The 19992-nt window shown below is 43.6% G+C and carries 21 protein-coding genes; 15 read left to right on the top strand and 6 right to left on the bottom strand.

The features are described from left to right. Positions 1 to 65 precede the first annotated feature (65 nt). From AYW75_RS01960 to AYW75_RS01940, 5 genes are all read left to right on the top strand, one after another. Positions 66 to 1130: a GGDEF domain-containing protein gene (locus tag AYW75_RS01960; protein ID WP_067094579.1), complete on the top strand. Its 1065-nt coding sequence runs from the start codon at positions 66 to 68 to the stop codon at positions 1128 to 1130. A 132-nt stretch (positions 1131 to 1262) separates the two neighbouring features. Then, on the top strand, positions 1263 to 3992 hold the full coding sequence (gene polA / locus AYW75_RS01955; RefSeq protein ID WP_067094576.1) for a DNA polymerase I: 2730 nt from the start codon (positions 1263 to 1265) through the stop codon (positions 3990 to 3992). Positions 3993 to 4043: 51 nt separating this feature from the next. After that, on the top strand, positions 4044 to 5996 hold the full coding sequence (locus AYW75_RS01950) for an ATP-binding protein (RefSeq protein WP_067094574.1): 1953 nt from the start codon (positions 4044 to 4046) through the stop codon (positions 5994 to 5996). A gap of 26 nt (positions 5997 to 6022) precedes the next feature. Then, entirely contained in the window at positions 6023 to 6319 is a 297-nt protein-coding gene (locus tag AYW75_RS01945) for a hypothetical protein (RefSeq protein ID WP_067094572.1), read from the top strand. A gap of 269 nt (positions 6320 to 6588) precedes the next feature. Then, on the top strand, positions 6589 to 7593 hold the full coding sequence (locus tag AYW75_RS01940) for a hypothetical protein (protein ID WP_067094569.1): 1005 nt from the start codon (positions 6589 to 6591) through the stop codon (positions 7591 to 7593). A gap of 288 nt (positions 7594 to 7881) precedes the next feature. Here AYW75_RS01940 and AYW75_RS01935 read toward each other — a convergent pair whose 3' ends face one another. Then, a complete protein-coding gene (locus AYW75_RS01935) occupies positions 7882 to 8358 on the bottom strand; it encodes a transposase (protein ID WP_231886127.1) in 477 nt (158 codons plus the stop codon). Between the two features lie 20 nt (positions 8359 to 8378). Further along, on the bottom strand, positions 8379 to 8582 hold the full coding sequence (locus tag AYW75_RS18950; protein ID WP_231886126.1) for a transposase: 204 nt from the start codon (positions 8580 to 8582) through the stop codon (positions 8379 to 8381). 258 nt (positions 8583 to 8840) lie between these two features. On the opposite strand from AYW75_RS18950, the gene AYW75_RS01930 reads away from it, so the two are divergent. From AYW75_RS01930 to AYW75_RS01915, 4 genes are all read left to right on the top strand, one after another. Continuing rightward, a complete protein-coding gene (locus AYW75_RS01930) occupies positions 8841 to 9248 on the top strand; it encodes a hypothetical protein (RefSeq protein WP_067094565.1) in 408 nt (135 codons plus the stop codon). Next, the gene (locus AYW75_RS01925) at positions 9245 to 9577 is read left to right on the top strand and encodes a helix-turn-helix transcriptional regulator (protein WP_067094562.1); all 333 of its coding nucleotides are present in this window, start codon (positions 9245 to 9247) and stop codon (positions 9575 to 9577) included. The genes AYW75_RS01930 and AYW75_RS01925 overlap by 4 nt, the downstream gene beginning before the upstream one ends. A 221-nt stretch (positions 9578 to 9798) precedes the next feature. Further along, positions 9799 to 10365 carry a hypothetical protein gene (locus tag AYW75_RS01920; RefSeq protein WP_082856347.1) on the top strand — a complete coding sequence of 189 codons (567 nt, stop codon included), beginning with the start codon at positions 9799 to 9801 and terminating at the stop codon, positions 10363 to 10365. Positions 10366 to 10600: 235 nt separating this feature from the next. Beyond that, positions 10601 to 11143 (top strand): hypothetical protein, encoded by a 543-nt coding sequence (locus tag AYW75_RS01915; RefSeq protein ID WP_067094559.1) that lies wholly within the window; start codon positions 10601 to 10603, stop codon positions 11141 to 11143. 37 nt (positions 11144 to 11180) lie between these two features. Here AYW75_RS01915 and AYW75_RS01910 read toward each other — a convergent pair whose 3' ends face one another. Next, positions 11181 to 11399, bottom strand: coding sequence for a hypothetical protein (locus tag AYW75_RS01910; protein ID WP_067094556.1), 219 nt, complete (start codon positions 11397 to 11399; stop codon positions 11181 to 11183). Between the two features lie 341 nt (positions 11400 to 11740). Here AYW75_RS01910 and AYW75_RS01905 point away from each other — a divergent pair, with 341 nt between their 5' ends. Together AYW75_RS01905 and AYW75_RS01900 are read left to right on the top strand one after the other, a co-directional pair. Next, the gene (locus AYW75_RS01905) at positions 11741 to 12025 is read left to right on the top strand and encodes a hypothetical protein (protein WP_082856346.1); all 285 of its coding nucleotides are present in this window, start codon (positions 11741 to 11743) and stop codon (positions 12023 to 12025) included. A 75-nt stretch (positions 12026 to 12100) separates the two neighbouring features. Next, positions 12101 to 13087 carry a restriction endonuclease gene (locus AYW75_RS01900; RefSeq protein ID WP_067094553.1) on the top strand — a complete coding sequence of 329 codons (987 nt, stop codon included), beginning with the start codon at positions 12101 to 12103 and terminating at the stop codon, positions 13085 to 13087. Between the two features lie 124 nt (positions 13088 to 13211). Here the strand turns inward: AYW75_RS01900 and AYW75_RS01895 are convergent, their stop codons facing one another. Then, complete coding sequence (locus AYW75_RS01895; RefSeq protein WP_067094552.1) at positions 13212 to 14033, bottom strand: NAD(P)H-binding protein; 822 nt, start codon at positions 14031 to 14033, stop codon at positions 13212 to 13214. Positions 14034 to 14172: 139 nt separating this feature from the next. On the opposite strand from AYW75_RS01895, the gene AYW75_RS01890 reads away from it, so the two are divergent. Next, on the top strand, positions 14173 to 15150 hold the full coding sequence (locus AYW75_RS01890; RefSeq protein ID WP_197478878.1) for an AraC family transcriptional regulator: 978 nt from the start codon (positions 14173 to 14175) through the stop codon (positions 15148 to 15150). Positions 15151 to 15158: 8 nt separating this feature from the next. Here AYW75_RS01890 and AYW75_RS01885 read toward each other — a convergent pair whose 3' ends face one another. Then, positions 15159 to 15971 carry an arylamine N-acetyltransferase family protein gene (locus AYW75_RS01885; protein WP_067094546.1) on the bottom strand — a complete coding sequence of 271 codons (813 nt, stop codon included), beginning with the start codon at positions 15969 to 15971 and terminating at the stop codon, positions 15159 to 15161. 302 nt (positions 15972 to 16273) lie between these two features. Between AYW75_RS01885 and AYW75_RS01880 the strand changes: the two genes are divergently transcribed. Beyond that, on the top strand, positions 16274 to 17227 hold the full coding sequence (locus tag AYW75_RS01880) for a YihY/virulence factor BrkB family protein (RefSeq protein ID WP_067094544.1): 954 nt from the start codon (positions 16274 to 16276) through the stop codon (positions 17225 to 17227). Between the two features lie 112 nt (positions 17228 to 17339). Here AYW75_RS01880 and AYW75_RS01875 read toward each other — a convergent pair whose 3' ends face one another. After that, positions 17340 to 18224 carry a LysR family transcriptional regulator gene (locus tag AYW75_RS01875; RefSeq protein WP_067094541.1) on the bottom strand — a complete coding sequence of 295 codons (885 nt, stop codon included), beginning with the start codon at positions 18222 to 18224 and terminating at the stop codon, positions 17340 to 17342. Positions 18225 to 18321: 97 nt separating this feature from the next. Here AYW75_RS01875 and AYW75_RS01870 point away from each other — a divergent pair, with 97 nt between their 5' ends. After that, on the top strand, positions 18322 to 19326 hold the full coding sequence (locus tag AYW75_RS01870) for an NAD-dependent epimerase/dehydratase family protein (protein ID WP_082856345.1): 1005 nt from the start codon (positions 18322 to 18324) through the stop codon (positions 19324 to 19326). 103 nt (positions 19327 to 19429) lie between these two features. Further along, positions 19430 to 19990: a cysteine hydrolase family protein gene (locus tag AYW75_RS01865; protein WP_067094539.1), complete on the top strand. Its 561-nt coding sequence runs from the start codon at positions 19430 to 19432 to the stop codon at positions 19988 to 19990. Positions 19991 to 19992 lie beyond the last annotated feature (2 nt).

The raw sequence follows: 19992 nt of genomic DNA, 5'->3' as shown, positions 1-19992 counted from the left end.
TGAATATTGACGCTTTAAAAGAGTGCTGCAGTATCCGCTCGACCCCGTAAACAGGAATGGTTTCAATGCAACAAACTCTATTTTCGATAAAAGCAACGTATATAGCACTTCTATTGTATGGTGCTGTTGGCTTTATTATGGGAACCCTCCACCTATTCTCACCTACGGGTCATGTAATAGATCAAGTCGTGCCTTTATCATGTGGTATCGGCATCACTTTACTGTTGGCCTACTTCCATAAAGATCCCAGTAACCGACAAATCACCGCGATAAAGTGCCTTTATTTGGCCAACATTATCGCTTTCGTGATACCTGTGTGGTATTTCGTCCTAGGCGCTACCTGTTATGGTTGGCCCCTAATTGAAGAGTTCCCTCCGATCAGCGCTATCATCCTGATCGCCATGTCCGTGCTGATTTTTATGATTCCTAAATCATGGACACGCTACGTTATCTTAATGTGGATCTCGATCTGCGCGCCCATAGTATTGTTTCTGATCACCCACCCTTTACAACTGGAAACACCACGAGGCCGAGACCTTATGGTGCTGTTTGGGCCTGGGGGAGCGTTATTATTTATCGTTTTGTCGTATCAGCGTGAACTTCATGATCGTTTTGATCGAATTGAGGGAAGCCTAAAGTACTCTAGAAAACAAGCTGATACAGATTCTCTAACGAACATATCAAACCGCCGCGGCGTACTGTATTGGTTGAGCCAATACTCTACTGACACGGCCCACTTCACTGGCTTAATCATCGACGTTGATCACTTTAAAAGCATCAACGATACATACGGCCATGAAGTGGGGGATGACATACTCAAGCAGATATCAGTGATTTTAGCGGGCAGTTTAAGCGAACAAGATTGCCTTGCACGCTGGGGCGGAGACGAATTCGTGATCTTGCTACCCAACGCCACAGCAGCACGAGCAAAAGAAGTGGCCGACAACTGTCTAACGAATATCAGAAAAAACACCTTCCCAACCGTAGGGCAACTCACCTGCAGCATTGGTGTTGCTCATAATATCCAGTCCAACGACATTGATACCATCATCCGTCAAGCCGATGCTTGTCTGTACATCGCCAAACGACAAGGTCGAGACCAAGTAGTCAGCCGTTCATCTGAAGAATAAAGCATTAAGCGGCCACTCAGACCACTTTAACACTGTAAATTTCTGCTGAACGCCCTAGAATAGACGCCAATTACGGCGTTTTATAACAGAGGTTTTATTTTGGCTACGGACACATTAACAAGCACTTCCCCAATGGTTTTGGTAGACGGCTCGTCTTACCTCTACCGTGCTTTTCACGCGATTCCACCGTTAACCACCAGCGACGGCCAACCGACCAACGCGGCGCGCGGTGTGATCAGCATGATCCGCAGCCTAATCAATAACTACCCCAATTCGCCGATCGTGGTGATCTTCGATGCCAAAGGCAAAACCTTTCGCGATGAGATGTACAGCGAATACAAAGCACAACGCCCACCGATGCCGGACGACCTGCGCGTACAGATCGAACCGATCCACCGCATGATCGAAGCCATGGGCTTACCGCTTGTGGTCATTGACGGCGTCGAAGCCGACGACGTGATCGGCACCATTGCCAAGCAAATTGGCGAAGAAGGCCGCGAAGTGGTCGTCTCGACCGGCGATAAAGACATGGCGCAGCTCGTGACCGATAAAGTCACCCTAGTAAACACCATGACTGACACGGTGATGGACGTGGACGGTGTGAAAGACAAATTCGGCATTCCGCCGGAGTTGATCATCGATTACTTAGCGCTAATGGGCGACAAAGTCGACAACATCCCGGGCGTTCCGGGCGTCGGCGAAAAAACCGCCCTTGCCCTACTGCAAGGCATTGGCTCGATCAAAGACATTTACCAGCGCCTAGACGACATCGCTGCACTGGGCTTTCGTGGTTCAAAAACCATGAAGAAAAAGATGGAAGACAACCAAGAGATGGCCGAGCTGAGCTACCTACTGGCGACCATCAAATGCGACGTCGAGCTGCCGTTTGATCCCCACACGCTGAAAAACGAAGAGATTAACAAAGACGCTCTACGTGAGTGGTTCCAAAAGCTAGAATTCAAAACGTGGCTGCGCGACATCGACAAAGCCCCTGCCCACGGCATGGCTGACGACACCGTCAACAATGAAGATGAGCCGGTACAAGCGGCCAACATTGATGTGGACTACGACACCGTCTTAGATCAAGACAGTTTCTATGCATGGCTAAAAACCATCCAAGACGCTGACCTAGTGGCCTTTGATACTGAAACCACGTCGCTCAACTACATGGCGGCCGAGCTGGTCGGGTTAAGCGTCTCGGTCGAAGTGGGCAAAGCCGCGTACATTCCCGTCGCGCACGACTACGACAGCGCGCCTGAGCAACTGGATCGTGATTGGGTACTCGAACAGCTAAAACCTTGGCTTGAAGACGACACGCAAAAGAAAGTCGGCCAACACCTAAAATACGACGCCAATGTGCTGAATAACTACGGCATTACCCTGCGTGGCATTGCGTTTGACACCATGCTGGAGTCGTACATTTTCAACTCCACCGCTACCCGTCACGACATGAACAACTTGGCGACCAAATTCCTCGGCCACACCACCGTGAGCTTTGAAGACATCGCGGGCAAAGGTGCGAAGCAAAAAACCTTCAACCAAATCGAGTTGGAACAAGCGGCCTTTTACGCCGCAGAAGATGCCGATATTACCCTACGCCTGCACGAAGCCATCATGCCCAAGCTGGAAAAAGAAGGCGACTTGGTCAACGTGCTAAAAGACATCGAGCTGCCATTAGTGCCCGTATTGGCGAAAATGGAGCAAACTGGCGCCTTGATCGACCCCGAGCTATTGCACGCACAAAGCAGCGAGATCGCGGCCAAACTGCAAGAGATCGAGATCAAAGCCCACGAAGAAGCCGGTGAAAGCTTCAATCTCAGCTCACCAAAGCAGCTACAAGTAATCTTGTTCGAGAAGCAAGGGTTACCCGTCATCAAGAAAACGCCTAAGGGCCAACCGTCGACCGCCGAGCCAATCTTGCAAGAGCTGGCCGAGCAATACGAACTGCCGCGTTTGATTATGGAACACCGCAGCCTCGCCAAGCTCAAGTCGACCTACACCGACAAACTGCCCGAGATGATTCAAAAGACGGGCCGTATTCACACGTCTTACCACCAAGCTGTAACCGCAACAGGACGCTTGTCCTCGACCGATCCGAACTTACAAAACATCCCGATCCGTACCACCGAAGGTCGCCGTATTCGCCAAGCGTTTGTTGCCCCCGAAGGCTACAAGCTGGTGGCCGCCGACTACTCGCAGATCGAGCTGCGAATCATGGCACACCTATCACAAGATAGGGGGCTATTAGACGCCTTCGCCAACGACTTGGATGTGCACAAGGCGACGGCCGCGGAAGTCTTCGATACCACCGCGGAAGAAGTCACTACTGAACAACGCCGCCGTGCCAAAGCCATCAACTTCGGTCTGATCTACGGCATGTCGGCCTTTGGCCTGGCGAAGCAACTTGGCATTGGCCGCCCAGAAGCCCAGAAATACGTCCAACGCTACTTCGAACGCTACCCAGGCGTGCGCACCTACATGGACAACACCCGTGAGAACGCCAAAGAACAAGGCTACGTCGAAACCATCTTTGGTCGTCGCTTGTACCTTCCCGAGATCAAAGCGAAAAACGCCATGATGCGCCAAGCCGCCGAACGCACCGCGATCAACGCCCCTATGCAAGGCTCCGCCGCCGACATCATCAAACGCGCCATGATCAACATGCACCAATGGCTCGCCGACACCGACCTCGACGTGAAAATGATCATGCAAGTACACGATGAACTCATTTTCGAAGTGGCCGAGAAAGACCTTGATCCCGCGCAAGAGAAGATCGTTGAGATTATGCAGAATAGCAGCGAGATCGACGTGCCGCTGTTGGTTGAGGCTGGGGTTGGGAACAACTGGGACGAGGCGCACTAGGGCGCCCGCACCCTATAGACAACCATCTAATTTAGTATGTAAGGAAGGCTCATGGACAAGCAAATTCAAGTAGAAGTTCAGGGAGATCATTTAGATAAGGTATCTAAGGCCAACGCTCTAAATGCTATATCTGAATTGGTATGGAATGCCTTAGACGCTGATGCCAACAAAGTTGAAGTATTAGTAGATGCTGATGATATGGGACTATCTGCCATTCATATAAAAGACGATGGGCATGGTATTCACTATGATAAAGCATCAACCTATTTTAGGGGGCTTGGTGGCTCTTGGAAGAGTACCCATGGTCTTTCACCAGAAGGTAGGGCTCTACACGGAAAAGAAGGCCAAGGCAGGTTCAAATCATTTTCAATTGGTCGAGTCGTTGAGTGGAATACTAGGTTCAACTCAAAAGATGATGTTTTTTTTGAATATAAAATACAGGGGGTTGCAGATAACAAGAAAACTTTCTCCTTAAGTCCACAAGCACAAAGCCAAGTTACTACATCGGGAACTAAAGTCTCTATTTATGAACCGTTGAAAGAATTCCCCTCACTAACTAATGGTCGACTCGCAGAACATCTTACTTCGACATTTGCTACCTACTTATCCACGTACAAAAATGTAATGCTTTATATTGATGGAGAGCGTATCAATCCTGATTCTGTAATCTCTAATACAGAAGTAATTGAGTTACCTAAGGTGTTTTATGAAAAAAAAGAATTTAATTATGAACTTCAAATAATTGAATGGAAAATATCAACAAAAAATCAAATTCAACTATGTAACAAAGCGGGCTTTCCTCTACTACCACTAGACAAAAAGGTTAAAGGAAGCAGGAGTGTTTCATTTACTGCATATTTGAAATCTGACCATATTACAGAGCTAAACAGGCAAGGCACGCTTGGTTTAGGTGAATTAGAAACATCTTTGAAAGCGCCAATAGAAGAAGCCATTAAACATATTAAAGATTACTTGATAAGAAGAAAAATTGAGCAATCTTCAGATCAATTGGAAAAATGGAAAAACGAAAATGTCTATCCATATAGAAATGCTGTTAGTGGTCATGTTGAAGTTGCTGAAAAGCAAATGTTTGATTTCCTTGCGCTTAATATCAACGAACTGGTTCCTGAGTTTGACAAATCAACATTGCAATTGAAAAAGTTACAATTGAGCCTGCTAAAGCAAATTGTCTCAACTCAACCCAGTGATCTTCACACAATTTTGACTGAAGTACTGAGTTTAAGCGAGCAAAAACAAAAAGACTTTGCAGAGTTACTTAAAGACGCATCTCTTTCGGCCATTATCAGCACCACAAAAGTCATAACCGACAGATTAAAATTTTTAGCTGGAATTGAAGAAATAATATTTAACCCTGAACTAAAGAAAGCACTCAAAGAGAGAAGCCAGTTGCACAAAATAATTGAAGACAATACTTGGATCTTCGGTGAACAATTTGCGCTATCTGTAAGCGACCAATCTTTAACACAGGTATTACGTAAGCATTTAGATAACCAGGGCATTGAGATTGTCACAGATACACCAGTTAAAAGATTAGATGACTCTGTTGGTATTGTAGATTTAATGCTAACCAGAAATATTGCCCGAAATCATCCTACAGAACGTGAGCACTTAGTTGTTGAATTGAAAGCACCTAAAGTAAAAATAGGACAAAAAGAGATTAATCAAATTGAATCTTACGCATTCGCGGTTGCTGATGATGAACGATTTAATACTATAAATACTAATTGGCACTTCTGGATTATCTCAAATGAATTAGATTCTTATGCTAAGCATAGACTAAGTAGTGACAAATTAGACCAAGGTATTTTGCATAGCGCCAATGGCATTACTATTTGGGTAAAAACTTGGGGGCAACTCATAAATGAATGCAAGCATCGCCTAGAGTTTATAAGACAACAACTAAATATCAATATCGATAGTTCTGATGGCTTAGAGTTTTTGCGAAAAAACTATGCTGAGTTAACTGAAAGTTCTGATAGCTAACATAATGCCTTGGTCTTGGAGAAAAAATGGCTTTACTAAACAAAAAATACAGGGAGTTGAAGCCCGAAGATCAATACATTGCAGATAGTGTTGTGTTAGCTCAAGCATGGAAAAAATCACAGCAATATATTCGTTCTACTAATTGGTATGCAAATACTTTTGAGCTAGATCGTTCAACCTTATCACTAGCCAAGAATTTGAGCCTTTGGGTGAAAGAACTTGAAGGGCTTGATTACGAATTAACTCCACTAAGATTAGTCCCAGCACCAAAATCAACAAGCTGGGTATTTGTTGAACAATTCAGAACAATTGGTGTCAGATGAAAATTAACCTGCTTATATGAAAAGTCATTATAAATTTAAAAAGTATCTGACCTAGGTTTATAAGGAGTCAGGTCCTTTATACGCCGAACCATAAACAATACAATTCACAAGGATGCCACTCTACTAGTGTTTGAAAATTCTTGGCTAACATGGTTCACCATAATATTAAAAACTAAGAGAAACATAATTCAAAAATATCGATTAAAAAAGGGTTTTAAATAATAACTACCTTTAGCCTGAAACAGGCATATATATTATTGGAGATAGAATTGAACAGAGGAATTTTTAACCATATTCTTAGTGAAAAGGATTATGAAGCATCTCTAAAGGAATGGGTTGTTGAGCTAGAGCATAACCATATGTATTGGTATGACTTAATTGAAAACAACAGTGAAGATTTCAACAGCAAAAAGTCCACTATAGATCAGGCAAAATATATAAAAAAAAAGGTCAGTGAGTGCTTAGAAAAAAGATTCATATACTTCATATGTTCGAGAAAAAAAGTTAGGTTTTGCACTCAAACTCTACCGGTGCTTACTCCATTTATGAGCCTCATGAAACTAAGAGTTTTGACTGGAAGAGAAAGAGAAGTTAAAGAATTTGTTTTTGAAACATGGTTCGACCTATATGGAAATCCAATCTACCCTGAATTTGACTCAGCTGGTCGGTTCATAATTTTCAAAGACAAGTTAGAAACAATTAATACAGTATATTCAATTCACGATTTCTTACTGACTTTTGAAATAAACTTAAATATTTCAAGTGAAATACACTACGTAGGCTACACCAAAAATCCACCAAAGAGACCTTTAAACGGTGAGCATGGTGGTCTAACAAGCACTCTGTACAATATATCAAATGAAGAAAACGATACAATAATTTTTTTTAATGTATTTAAAGTTCAGTGTTTTGCAATAAACAAAGAAAGAAACATGGAATTCTTGATATCAAACGCCATGACAAATGAGATAGGCACTAAAGAAGAAGGCTCCATTATTGAAAAAAGTTTTATTTTTTATTTTGACGCTCTAGTACAGAAAAAAAATAAGAAAAGGGAGAAATCCGAATTGAAAAATAGCCTTAAAAGAATAGGCAAAAAAAACAAAATAAATGAATTACAATTTTATTATGAATTAAATAGCAAAAGTGAATACTATAATTTCTCATCTTCAAAAATCAAACCTTCCTATAGGCATTTATTCACGGTAAGACTACAAGAAGATAATCTTACAGTTACAGAAGGAGCTTCTAGGTTTGAAGAAGCACTAGCCTAAGGTCTTAACTGGCCACCCACCTGTAGTGGTCAACTGGAATAATTGGGGTCAGATGAAAATTTAATCCATCTGACTCGGCTTTCTAAACAAGCGGGGAATAGCAATGGTAAGCCAGTTTTCGGAAGGGATGTTAATTCGTTATAGGGTTTGGGATACTTTGACATGGCTGTGCTGGCTTTACGTTGCGGCCACCGACCTGCTAGCCTCTTCTGACAGAAACTCCTTAGAAAGTTTGGTCTTAGCCTCAAAGAATACTGCCTCAGGGAACAATTGGGGTCAGATGAAAATTTAACCCATCTGACTCGGCTTTCTTCCACGCTTCTTTGGTGTCACTCGCCTTCCCGTTAGCGCCTCGATCTCTCCTTTAAATCTGCCATTCCCCAACGCCATATCGGATTGGGTGGCATTGCGAATACATCCGAGTTCTTCTTCTGGTATATGATATTTGAATAGTGCTTGGTAACGCTTCGCTCGCGTTCGTTGCTGAAGACTAAGTTTGAGGTAAAGCTCGTGCGGTTGCCAAAGTCCACTTTGCAATTCGAGTGTTTCTTGGGCATGAAATCGGTAGCTCGACCATTTGTAGTCGGCAGGGTGAGACACCATGTTTGCTCTAACGGGGTTGAGCTCGATATAGCGCTGACAGATAAAAAAGTACTCCTCAGCGCTTATGACACACGACTTAAAACGCCCTTCCCATAATGTACCGGTTCTTTGGTAGGTATGGTTGAAATAACGGACATAGCGGCGACCCAGTGCTTGCATCATCTTAGATATTCCGCCCTCTATTATCGGCGTGCAAGTAAATGTATATGGTTGGTCATAAAGACCCATGCATGCACTTTTACCTGATACTGATAGGCATATTCTGTTAACCAGTGCGCATAAGCGATGAAGTCATCTTCACTGGCAAAACACACTTGGCGGTTATTGCCACGTTGGATAATGTGTTGCGGGATACCAATAGGACAAAGTCGGGGAAGCCTGGCCATATTTCACTCCTTTGAAATTAGCTTTACTGAAAAGACCCTGATATGAACATCCTATTCGTATCAGGTTAGTTAACATCTTATGACAAACACTTATTAGGTCAATAAGGGGATCATTGCTCTATATTTTCATCTGCCCCCAATTTCATTGAGCAATATACTTCTCAAAAATGAGCATTTCAGAGAATTTTGAGAAATATATTTCCCATAAATAACTCAAATCGTCTAAAATGAGCATCATACTGCTCATTTAGGTGTTTTATGAAATCCCTTACTATCCAAGCACTGTTCAACCAACAGTGGCGTGATATCGCTATCATCAATATGGCTGAGCCGGAGAAAGGCAATGCTAGTCCATGTAGCCTTGGCTATGAGATGGATTATTCCATTGAGTGGCTTGACTACGATGATGAGCATGCTTGTGGGCTGATGCTTCCGGTGCAAGTGATGATTCAGAAAGAAGGCGGCGAATACCGCTGGCACGCCATCACGGAAGAATTAGAAGACCTTTGCCCTAGTGATATTTTATTTTCGGCACTGCAAAACACCGCTCAAAAACTTGTTGGGCTACAGAATAGATTAACGGAGCGCGGCGTCGCAGAACGTATTTTAAGTGTCATTCAAATCGAATGGCTGGAAACGAAACTGACTCGTTGGGGGCTCCTATGAGTATGACACCTGCCGAACGCCAGGCCTTATTGGTACGACTACTCCAACAACACTTACTAGGCGAAATAAGCCAAGGGCAAATGCTTAAAAAGTTACGTAAAGAGGTCTTAGGGTTTTCTCAAACTCGCTATGCGGAGTTGGTCGGAGTGAGTCGTCGTACGCTAACAGATATTGAGCAAGACAAAGGCAACCAAGCTCAATCAATGATCGACACCGTATTTAAGCCCTTCGGCATTAAATCTGGCCTAACGCCAATTCATCCACATGTAGCAAAACATATGATGGCTAGCGAGGAGCTAGGTGGCAGTTTAAAAATTGGGGTCAGATGAAAATTAATCCATCTGACTCGGCTTTCTTCCACGCTTCTTTGGTGTCACTTGCCTACGTATAAAGCTAACCCTCAAACATTTATTTGTGATGTGATTTTTATAGCGAACCTTATGTACTGCTAGACATGTAGAGGTCGTGGATCACAGTGGACGGCTTAGTCCAGTCTCGCTACTATGCGTATGATATAACTCTTAATTAGTAATTATGACAAAGACTTACTATGAAAATTCTCCTATGCACAGGGCTTGCTTTGGTGGCGGTTGCGCATACTGGCTACCTCGTTTTGAATGATGATGCCACGACAAGTACTGCGAATGTCACTGCTAGTGATACGGATGTCACGACTAGCACAGCAGATGTCTCAAGTAGTGATGCAGAAACACTCTGCCAAGCAGACGAAAGTGTCTCTTTTTCATGTGACACAAACGCTAAAACTGTGTCCGTGTGTCGCAACACGGATGACAAGTTAGTTTATCGCTTTGGTAATACAGAACAAATTGAGAAGGAGCTGGTGTCTGAGGTGAATTTTAGTCGTACAGCCTACAGTGGCGGCGGCGAAGGCCATTTAACGTTTACTGATGGCGACTATCGATATGTCGTTTACTCTGTTATCAGTAACGGTGAATGGCAAGACGATGGCACCCGTGAGAAAGAGACGCGCGGTGGCATTTATGTGCTTAAAGGTGATCAGGTGCTAAATGATATTCAGTGCCAGAACTATTCCGGTAAACCCACCATCCATAATTTACCCGCCTACGAAGAAGAGCCTTTTGAATACTTTGACTAAATTAATTGAACAATTGGAGTCAGATGAAAGTCAACCCCATTATTGGGTATCTCCATTCTTTAGTTCTATTCTAACGCCATGTCATGATTTCGTTAGGTCTTAAAAAAATCAATTAGACAAGTCTCTTTTAAGGGAGTTACAACCCTCTTTTAATTCTGAAAATTTTTCATTTTTTATCGCACTTAAAAATGTTTATCTTTTAATAAATCGCAATAGATATCTAAGGGAATAAACAGTGAAGTATCAAAAACAAATTGAGAAAATCCGTTCAGGAAACATGACTAGAAGCGAGCTTTCAAAACTTAAAGACAATGCAGAAAGCAAGTTAGCTAAAGGCGACTCAGATGCCCAAGATGTTATTAAAGCAATTCACGCATCTTCTCCAAAAGATGGCTACATCCTCTTTATGGGCTTTTGCCCTGGAGCGAATTTTGACAACCGCTTAGATATCAAATGGAAGCAAGAAAGCATCTGTCGATTTGACTTTGATAAAAGCGAACATCAACTAAAGCGCTTTAGTACAATTTGTACTGGTGATTTAGTGGTTCTTAAAAAACGAGAGAAGTTTGGTGAAACCATGAAGGTTTATGGTCACGGCCGAGTCAAGTCAGTCAAATACGATGAAAACAAATCTCGCTATCTCGAGATGGTCTGGTCAAAGCAAGACGAAATAATTGAAGTACCATTGATGGGTTGTAACTCAACTGTGGATATTAAGTCTATGCCAACCGTCGAAGCCTCTATGCCAAGTGAGTTTTTTAGCTGGTTAGCTGAATAAAACTAAAGTAAATGGAACAATTGGAGTCAGATGAAAGTTAATCCATCTGACTCGGTTTTCTACCTCGCTTCTTTGATGTCACTCGTCTCTCTATTAACGTCTCGATCTCACCTTTAAACCTCTCAATCCCCAACGCCATATCGGATTGGGTGGCATTGTAAATACGTCCGAATTCTTCTGGTATATGATGTTTGAATAGTACAGTAACGCTTCTCTCTCGTTCGTTGCTGACGACAAAGTTTGAGGTAAAGCTCATACGGTTGCCAAGGGCTACTTTGCAATTCGAGTGATTCTTGGGGGCATGAAATCGGTAGTTCGACCATTTTTAGTCTATGAGGTGAGGCAGGCCACCACACCTTAAAAAGGTGATTACTTAGTAGCGATCAAACTTCAACTCATCGCCTCATTCAAGTTCTCGTTATTATGTTTTTTTAGAACCTTTGCTCCTAAAAGTATGAACTCTGCACTTCAATTTTAATAGAAACTCTGAAAGTCATAGCGACGTATCTTGTCGTATTGATACGATAATATACCCAAAAAATTGGAGGGCTAACAATGGACTGATTTGATAAAAATTTCGAAAGTTTGCGTTTAAAAGTGTTTGCTAAACAGTATCCGGAAATCATGAAATATGAAGGTAAGCTTATCTTTATTGCGGAAGATAATGAAGACTATTTTAGTCATGGATGCTGGATATTAGAAGATCATATACAGAAAATGATTATTGATACTGACTTTAAACTTCAATTAATATTACTTATTGAAATTTTAATGCAGCATCGGAGCCAACATAATGTAACTCCAAGAAAAGAAGGAATAGTATTTTTTGGACATGGAGATATAACCATAAAATGGTATCCTGCTGGATCAGGTCTTATTTAAGGGTGAATAATTTCAGCCTAATATTGTCAGACTTTTAAAATAAAAAAGCTTTAATATAAATATAGGAATTAATAAATGAGTAGCAAAAATATTGTTTTAGTACGTAGTCCACAACAGCTAATTAAAGAAAATTTAGCTGGTTATGGTTGGGGGTGCATAGATTTTTCAAGCTACTCATCTGCATCTGAAATTCATACATCATTACGTGAAGATCATAATGTCAATTTAGGCCGACATAAGAAACAGATCCAACGTTTCTTTCAAATAAAAGAAGGTGATCTTGTAGTTGTGCCTATTCCACGAGCAATTGTTTTAGGCATAGCAACAGGCAAAAAATCATTTCAGGAAGGCATAAACTATGGTGAAAACCAAGTTGAAGTTGCTTACTTTCGTGATGTCGATGGCAAAGTAATACGTATACCGCGTTCCAAACTCTCGCAGGGGTTAGAAAGTCGATTAAAAATACGATTTTCAATCGCTTCTCTGAAGGATTTTCAAGATGAGATTAACGATTACGTTGATCAACTTAAAGAAAGTGGCAGCGTGTGTTTTGACACAATATTTCAGCAGAAATTAGACGATGCGGTTGATACATTTAAGTCAGCGTTGTTAGATAGCTTAAAAAATGGTCAAACAAACCTAAAAAGTGGTGGTAATGGTTTAGAACGGCTTCTTAAGGAGCTTCTTGAGATTGAAGGATATACAGCTCATATTGAAGCTAAAAACAAATCCTCAGACATTTCTGATATAGATATCTCTGCAACAAGGACGGACCCAGTTTCCTCTAATCGAGTATTTATTCAGGCCAAACACCATTCAGGGAATACCGACCGTCATGGAATTAAACAGCTTATTGCTATTGATGAGCAGGAACATCATGATAAGTGGCTAATCACAACAGGAACCGTTACAGAAGAAAATCGCAAGTATGCTGAGGAGCATGATATAAAAGTAATGGATGGCAAGGAGCTGGTTGACTGGATATACCATAGAGTTGATCGTTTGAGTTCCTATACAAAAGAAGTGCTGAAAATTGTGTTAGAGCCGCAACATATTCTTTAAGGCTTCTAGTCAAAGAAAAAATAATTGGAGTCAGATGAAAGTTAATCCATCTGACTCGGTTTTCTACCTCGCTTCTTTGGTTTCACTCGCCTATTTTCATCTGACCCCAATTTAAAAGCTTTTACTAACCCCATACGCCCGTTCGAGCTGTCTCTTTGACATACTGCTGGAAACTTTTAGCTGGTCGCCTAAGTACTTTCTCAATCATGTTTGTGGTGCTTTCGTTACGGCCGTCTAATACATTTTCAAAAAGTTCATTGATGAGCCAGGCTAGGTCATCAGGTAACCCTTGCGCTTTAGCCCCTAACAAGTAATCGTCAATGGAGGCGGTGGCAAACGTTATCTCTTGCCCAGTCGCTTCGGCAATTGACTCAACGCATGCTTCAAACGACAGTAATTGAGGACCTGTAATTTCCAGTAAAAGGTTGCGCAAATCAGTACGGGTCAATGCAGCCACAACAACATCGGCGATATCATCCACATCAATAAATGGCTCGTCTGCTTTTGGTTTGGGTAATACCAATTGCCCTGCATTTATTCCCTCTAGCATAAAGCTTTCACTGAAGTTCTGCATAAACCAGCTAGCTCGCACGACATTCCATTCCAGTCCACTTCCAATCAGTAGCTGCTCTGCAAGCTGAGCGCCCTCTTCTCCACGCCCTGACAATAAAACAATATGTTTTACTCCCAAAGATTTGGCCAGCTCAACAAAGGCTCGAATGTCTTCCGCGGCTTGGGGAACCGCTAGATCAGGAAAGTACGTCACGTAAGCGCTGTCTACTCCTTGTAAAGCCTTTGACCAACCAGATCTATCTGTCCAATCGAACGGATATTCACTGTTTCTCGAAAGTGCTCGCACCGAATACTCTAATGCTTGCAATTGTGCCAAAACACGTTGGCCGGTTTTACCTGTAGCGCCAACAATGGCGATTTTTTTTACTTTCATGGGTACACCTATTTCATTAGTAAGAAGTTGCTTAATCAACGTCATCAGAGAACAAAACCAAGTGTACAGGGTCAATCTTTGACTCTTAATGATCATATATCTATACTTTTTTGCAGTTCGTCCAAAATGAGAGTTCATCGTGACAACATCTTCCAAACGAGAGATATCCGCACTTCAAGACATACTCGGAGAAACACTCTATTCATTGAGACTTGAAGGGGCCCTCTATTCAAAGTCAGAATTAACCGCTCCTTGGGGAATAGATATGCCCCCAATGGAAGGGAAAATGATGTTCCACATCCTGACTAAGGGAGAGTGCTGGCTTCGCTTAGCGAATCATGAAGATATTTATCTAGCAGCTGGCGACATTGCTTTATTGCCGCGAGGCGAGGGGCATCAAATTGCTTGTGATCAAAGCGTCGAATGTAAGCCTTTCTTTGAGATACCGGCCACTCAAGTTTCAGAACGGTTTGAACGCATTCAACACGGCGGTAACGGTGAAGAAAGCTTACTGACCTGTGGCGTGATCAACTTAGACAATTTGACCGCTCGAAAACTTGTGTCGCAATTGCCTCCTCTGATTCATATAACCAGTAAAGATTCAGAGCTGCCAGCGTCACTTCAAACTCTTTCCAAACTGATGGAAAAAGAAGCCGAAACGCTCCGTGCTGGTGGTGAAGCGGTGCTATCAAGTCTAGCGGATATCATCGTGATCCAAGTGATCCGTTACTGGATAGAACATGCACCTGAAGCAAACGAAGGTTGGCTGGGTGCACTGAAAGATCCCAAAATCGGCAAAGCACTTGCACTGATGCATGACCACCCCGAATATGCTTGGACGCTCGATCAACTCTCTCATCAAGTAGGTATGTCCAGATCTGGATTTTCTGCACGTTTTACCGAAGTGATGGACATATCTGCCAAGCAATATCTCACCGAATGGCGAATGGCGATGGCACGCCAAAGAATTATGCATTCGCCTGTTTCGCTTATAGAACTTGCAGAGGAGTTTGGTTATACCTCCGAAGCCGCCTTTTCACGTGCGTATAAACGCGTGTTTGGCGTACCGCCACTGCGTGAGAGGCGGTTTAAACAATTAGGGTCAGATGATAATTAATCTATGAACTACGAATTGGCTTTGGCAACAATCCTTTCTAGTAATGGCATCCATTCGCTTTCGACCTTTAGTTCGAAGCACTCTTCTAACGCAGCAGCCAATTGCTCAGGGTTTAATTCTCGTTGCTCCGCGATTCCGTTGCGTGGACGAATTGTTAGACGATTGTTCAATAACGCATAACGAGCGTCCGGTGTTGCTCGCGCCATCATTAAGATGTTGCGAAATTTGGATTGGGGGCTAGCCGAGGTAAACCAGTTAGCGACGTCAATATCGATAGGCTCTTGAGGTTGGCTGCCAATGTCGTATAGATCTTGCCACTCTTCCTGAATATTAACCTGCAACAGCCAGCCGTGATTGTGAGCCTTAAAACGAAACGCTTCATGTTGCCCCTGTTGCGCTTGATCAGTGTCCAAGCGCAATGGATCGGTCAGAACCATGCCACCAAAACCGACATCTGCTAGCCACCATTCGCCGTCGATGCGAACTCTTAGAACTTGGTGAGTTCTTGGACCAAGCGGCATATTATCGGGTTGTCGCCAAACGGTACGGGCCATTAACGATTCGACTTCAAACCCCAGTTGTTTGAGCACCTGCATAAAAAGAGCGTTGTGCTCAAAGCAGTAACCGCCACGGCGATGATCGATTAATTTTTGCTGGATATTATCGATATCCAGACTAATGCCACGATCAAGCAGAACATCAATGTTCTCGAAGGGAATATGTGCAGGATGTAGCGCGTGAATGGCTGTTAGGGTTGAAAGCTCTGGTGTAGCTGGCCCTTGATAACTAATACGGGCAAAATAGTTTTGCAGGTGAATCATATCTCATTCCTTTTGATAAGCAGCATGCTGAATCGGCGTAGAATATTAACAGAAAACCAGCGTTTTTTTGTGCCAAGACTAAAAGTGAAGGAAACGTAATAAAAAGCAAAGCAAACTAGTTTTTAGTTCCCGTGTGCTAGCATGGGTGAGCTGCATCATTGAAGGCACAACAGACGTGGCTAATGTATTTTTTGGCTAATAGATCAGTCGTATCGTCCACGGTTAGTAATTATTCACTTAACTGCGAATTTAAGTTGTCTATTTTCTGCCTTAGTTACGCATCATGGATAGGAATGTTAAATATGAGCAAAACCAAACGAGGCCAAGAAGCCAAGAAACCTGGCGGTATCCCTTTCAGAGGATGGTGGGATATTAGCAAGCGCATTTTTGATCAAATGGGGCGCGACAACTTATCTTTAGTGTCAGCAGGAGTGGCTTTTTACGGCTTGCTAGCGATCTTTCCCGCCATCGCTGCCCTAGTGTCCATTTATACTGTCTTCGCATCGCCCATGGAAATCAGCGAGCATTTGGCTAAATTCGTCACTGTCCTCCCTGAAAGCTCCAGAGAACTGATTTTATCGCAAATCTCAGACTTCTCTCAGAGCTCTCAAGCTAGCTTGAGTTTAAGCGCCACCGGCACACTTCTGATTACCATTTGGAGTAGTTCAAAAGGTAGCCAAGCGCTGATCACTGCTTGCAACATTAGCTATCGCGAACACGAAAGACGCTCATTTTTTAGGGCTTTGATGGTGCGCTTTTTGTTTGCTGTTGGTGCTATTTCGGTGGCGATTTTTGCCCTTTTCATCATTGGTATTTTGCCCATTGCTTTGAATTTAATCGGACTTAAAAACAGTTTAGACTTTTTGATCAAGGCTCTGTCCTGGCCGCTACTGGCCTTTATGTTTCACTTTGCTTTGGTGCTGCTATACCGCTATGCCCCCCATCGTAAAGTAGCAAAGTGGCGCTGGATCACCTTAGGTTCGTTTATTGCTACGATTTTGTGGATTGTTGCATCGGTAGGCTTTTCGTTTTATGTCTCCAATTTTGCCAGTTATAACAAAACCTACGGCTCTCTTGGTGGCGTGGTCATCATGCTCATGTGGTTGTACATCAGCGCCTACATTGTCATCTTAGGCGCTGTGATTAATGCGGCCACCGAGCAGCAAACCGAAAAAGACAGCACTGAAGGTCCGGCTAAAGCGTTAGGTGAACGCGGCGCCTACGTTGCCGATCATGCGCCCATTAAAAACGAATAATGAAAATCGTCTTTAATGGGGCTTACAGCTAGGTAAAAATCCAACTCAAAGCGCTCATCGTCATTCTGAAAATGGTGGCTGTTTATTCAATAACTGAACATCAACATTAGCCTCAGTCTGCGGCGAGCGCTGCACCTAAAAAATCAAACACTGTTTTACACACTCGATTACGCTTTAAATCTTCGTGCATGGTAAGCCACATATCAAGAGAGAGCGCGAGCTGGCCAGGCAATACGGAGATGATTTCAGGGTCGTCAGCAACCAAGCCGCTTTGACAAACACCAATGCCGACGCCCGCTCGCAGCATAGCCAGCTGAGCTAGGCTGCTGTCTGAACGATATTGAAACAGAGTACGGTCCAATGCCATTGGAAAAGCTGCTGTATGGTTGCGAATATAGTCAGACATTGTGTCGAAACCTATGAGTGTATGTTGACTCAGGTCTGCGACAGTCCGCGGTGCTGAATGTTGATTAAGGTATGTTCGATGGGCATAAAAGCCTAGTTCAAGTTGACCGATTAACCGCGCCACGAATGCGTTCTGGGTGGGTCGAAACATGCGCAAAGCAATATCTGCCTCTCGGTATAGCAGGTCATGGGGAGCATCTGAAACGACCAATTCAATCACTAACTCAGGGTAAGTGTGCCGGAGTTTTGCAAGCACAGGCGGGAGAATTTCTACTCCAACCACCTCACTGACGCTGATTCGAACGGAGCCACTTATGCCCTCTCCTACCCGTTGCGCCGAGCGCTGAATCGATGCCGCCGTGGCGGCCATCTGCTGCGCATGAGGCAACAGTTCATGGGCAACATCTGTTGCCACAAACCCTGTTTGAGTACGAATAAACAAGCTCACATTCAGCGCTTTTTCGAGCTCTGTGATATGGCGTCCTATGGTCGGCTGGGTAGAGCCTGTGACTCGAGCGGCGCCAGATAAGGATCCCTGCTCCATAACGGCTAAAAAGGAGTGGTATAACGTCCAGTTAATGGCTTTATCCATAAATTTTTGTATATCCGATAGGCTATTTTAGACAATTTCATATACCTAAAAGAGTAGCTAATGTTGTCATATTCGACCACTACAAAAAGGCAACAAGATGACGGCTACACAACATCTACAATCGACATCACGTCCAATAGGTACTCATGATTTGGAAGCCAGTAGAGCCTTGGTCTTAGGCGCAACAGGCAATTTTGGCTCAGCCATTACTCAGCGGCTGTTACAACAAGGCTGGCATGTCACTGCACTTAAGCGAGATTTAACAGGTTTACCCTCAGACGCTAGGATCGATTGGCGACAAGGCGACGCACTCAACCAAAAGGATGTCGTCAACGCCTGTCAGGGATGTCAGATAATTGTGCATGCAGTCAATCCTGCAGGGTATCGTAACTGGGAGACGCTTGTTATACCGATGCTGGAGAATACATTACAAGCAGCACGACATCATCAAGCATGCGTTTTCGTGCCGGGCAATATATATAACTTTGATGCGCATGCAGGTACCCACATTGGAGAAGACACACCCCAACAACCCTCCAGTAAAAAGGGACAAATACGAGTATTAATGGAGCAAAAGTTACAAGCGTTTGCACAGCAAGGAGGACGCTGTGTTGTGGTTCGCTGCGGTGACTTTTTTGGCCCAAGCAGTAACAGTGGCTGGTTTGAAAAAGGGATTGCGCCTAAAGGGGCCACTAGTAAGCGTCTCTTTAATCTTGCTGAACCAGGGATAGGCCATCAGTGGGCCTATATTCCAGATGTGGCGGAAGTCATGATGCAACTGATCTTGCGTCGCCATGAGCTTCCCGATTTTGCTCGTTTTCACATGGCTGGTCATTGGGATCATGATGGTAAACAAATGATCAATACCGCAGCGCAGGTCATTGCTCAACAACGAGGCAGTAGGCCCTGTATTAAAACCTTTCCTTGGTGGTTGATTTGCGCAGCCTCTGTGTTCAATCCGACCTACAAGGAGCTGCTTGAAATGCGCTATCTTTGGCAACACCCACTGCACCTAAGCAATGAAAAACTAATCGCCTTACTTGGCACTGAGCCACATACTCCATTAAAAGAAGCCATCACTGAAACTTTAAATGAATCATAGAGGGATGGTTGATCTGAAATGTCCCACTGCTTCAAAAAATATTTAACACGTCTGTGGATACACGTTAAATTTATCCACAGATCCTCTAACACGGCCAGCTCCTATGCAGACACTTATCATTATTGATCAACAAGAAGGCATCGATCATCCAAAGCTGGGTGCACGTAATAACCCCGATGCTGAGCGCGTTATGTTGAAACTGTTAGCAAAGTGGCGCAAACAAGGCTGGCCTGTGGTGCATGTTATTCACCGCTCTACTGAGCCAGATTCGGTGTTCTGGCCCCATGAAGCCGGCTTCATGTTGAAAGCGGCATTTCAGCCAGTTGGCGATGAGACGTTATTGGAAAAATCAGTGCCGTGCGCTTTTACCAACAATCGGCTTGCTGAAACTCTCACTCAACTTGGCAGTGATGAATTGATCATTGTCGGCGTCGCTACCAATAACTCCATTGAGGCCACTGCCAGAACAGGCGGGAACCTTGGCTATAAGGTTTGGGTCGTGGCGGACGCATGCTTTACCTTCGCCAAGCACGACTACTTCGGCACACCACGCAGTGCAGACGAAGTACACGCCATATCCCTCGCTAATTTAGATGGGGAATACGCTACAGTGATAAACAGCGATGCTATAGAGACCACGAATGCCAAGGTTGCAACTCAATAGGT

It is taken from the genome of Marinomonas atlantica (genome assembly GCF_001639725.1).
Classification (GTDB): domain Bacteria; phylum Pseudomonadota; class Gammaproteobacteria; order Pseudomonadales; family Marinomonadaceae; genus Marinomonas; species Marinomonas atlantica.
Note: the sequence above shows the minus strand (reverse complement) of the source record. Positions and strands in the feature narration are given on the sequence as shown.

Bases quoted from the DNA above. Each gene is read 5' to 3' on its own strand.
- AYW75_RS01930 (WP_067094565.1), top strand. From the start codon at position 8,841: ATGAAATCCCTTACTATCCAAGCACTGTTCAACCAACAGTGGCGTGAT.
- AYW75_RS01910 (WP_067094556.1), bottom strand. From the start codon at position 11,399: ATGAGCTTTACCTCAAACTTTGTCGTCAGCAACGAACGAGAGAGAAGC.
- AYW75_RS18950 (WP_231886126.1), bottom strand. From the start codon at position 8,582: ATGGCCAGGCTTCCCCGACTTTGTCCTATTGGTATCCCGCAACACATT.
- AYW75_RS01935 (WP_231886127.1), bottom strand. From the start codon at position 8,358: ATGATGCAAGCACTGGGTCGCCGCTATGTCCGTTATTTCAACCATACC.
- AYW75_RS01875 (WP_067094541.1), bottom strand. From the start codon at position 18,224: ATGGATAAAGCCATTAACTGGACGTTATACCACTCCTTTTTAGCCGTT.
- AYW75_RS01960 (WP_067094579.1), top strand. From the start codon at position 66: ATGCAACAAACTCTATTTTCGATAAAAGCAACGTATATAGCACTTCTA.
- AYW75_RS01885 (WP_067094546.1), bottom strand. From the start codon at position 15,971: ATGATTCACCTGCAAAACTATTTTGCCCGTATTAGTTATCAAGGGCCA.
- AYW75_RS01900 (WP_067094553.1), top strand. From the start codon at position 12,101: ATGAGTAGCAAAAATATTGTTTTAGTACGTAGTCCACAACAGCTAATT.
- polA (WP_067094576.1), top strand. From the start codon at position 1,263: ATGGTTTTGGTAGACGGCTCGTCTTACCTCTACCGTGCTTTTCACGCG.
- AYW75_RS01920 (WP_082856347.1), top strand. From the start codon at position 9,799: ATGAAAATTCTCCTATGCACAGGGCTTGCTTTGGTGGCGGTTGCGCAT.
- AYW75_RS01865 (WP_067094539.1), top strand. From the start codon at position 19,430: ATGCAGACACTTATCATTATTGATCAACAAGAAGGCATCGATCATCCA.
- AYW75_RS01945 (WP_067094572.1), top strand. From the start codon at position 6,023: ATGGCTTTACTAAACAAAAAATACAGGGAGTTGAAGCCCGAAGATCAA.
- AYW75_RS01925 (WP_067094562.1), top strand. From the start codon at position 9,245: ATGAGTATGACACCTGCCGAACGCCAGGCCTTATTGGTACGACTACTC.
- AYW75_RS01895 (WP_067094552.1), bottom strand. From the start codon at position 14,033: ATGAAAGTAAAAAAAATCGCCATTGTTGGCGCTACAGGTAAAACCGGC.
- AYW75_RS01950 (WP_067094574.1), top strand. From the start codon at position 4,044: ATGGACAAGCAAATTCAAGTAGAAGTTCAGGGAGATCATTTAGATAAG.
- AYW75_RS01880 (WP_067094544.1), top strand. From the start codon at position 16,274: ATGAGCAAAACCAAACGAGGCCAAGAAGCCAAGAAACCTGGCGGTATC.
- AYW75_RS01870 (WP_082856345.1), top strand. From the start codon at position 18,322: ATGACGGCTACACAACATCTACAATCGACATCACGTCCAATAGGTACT.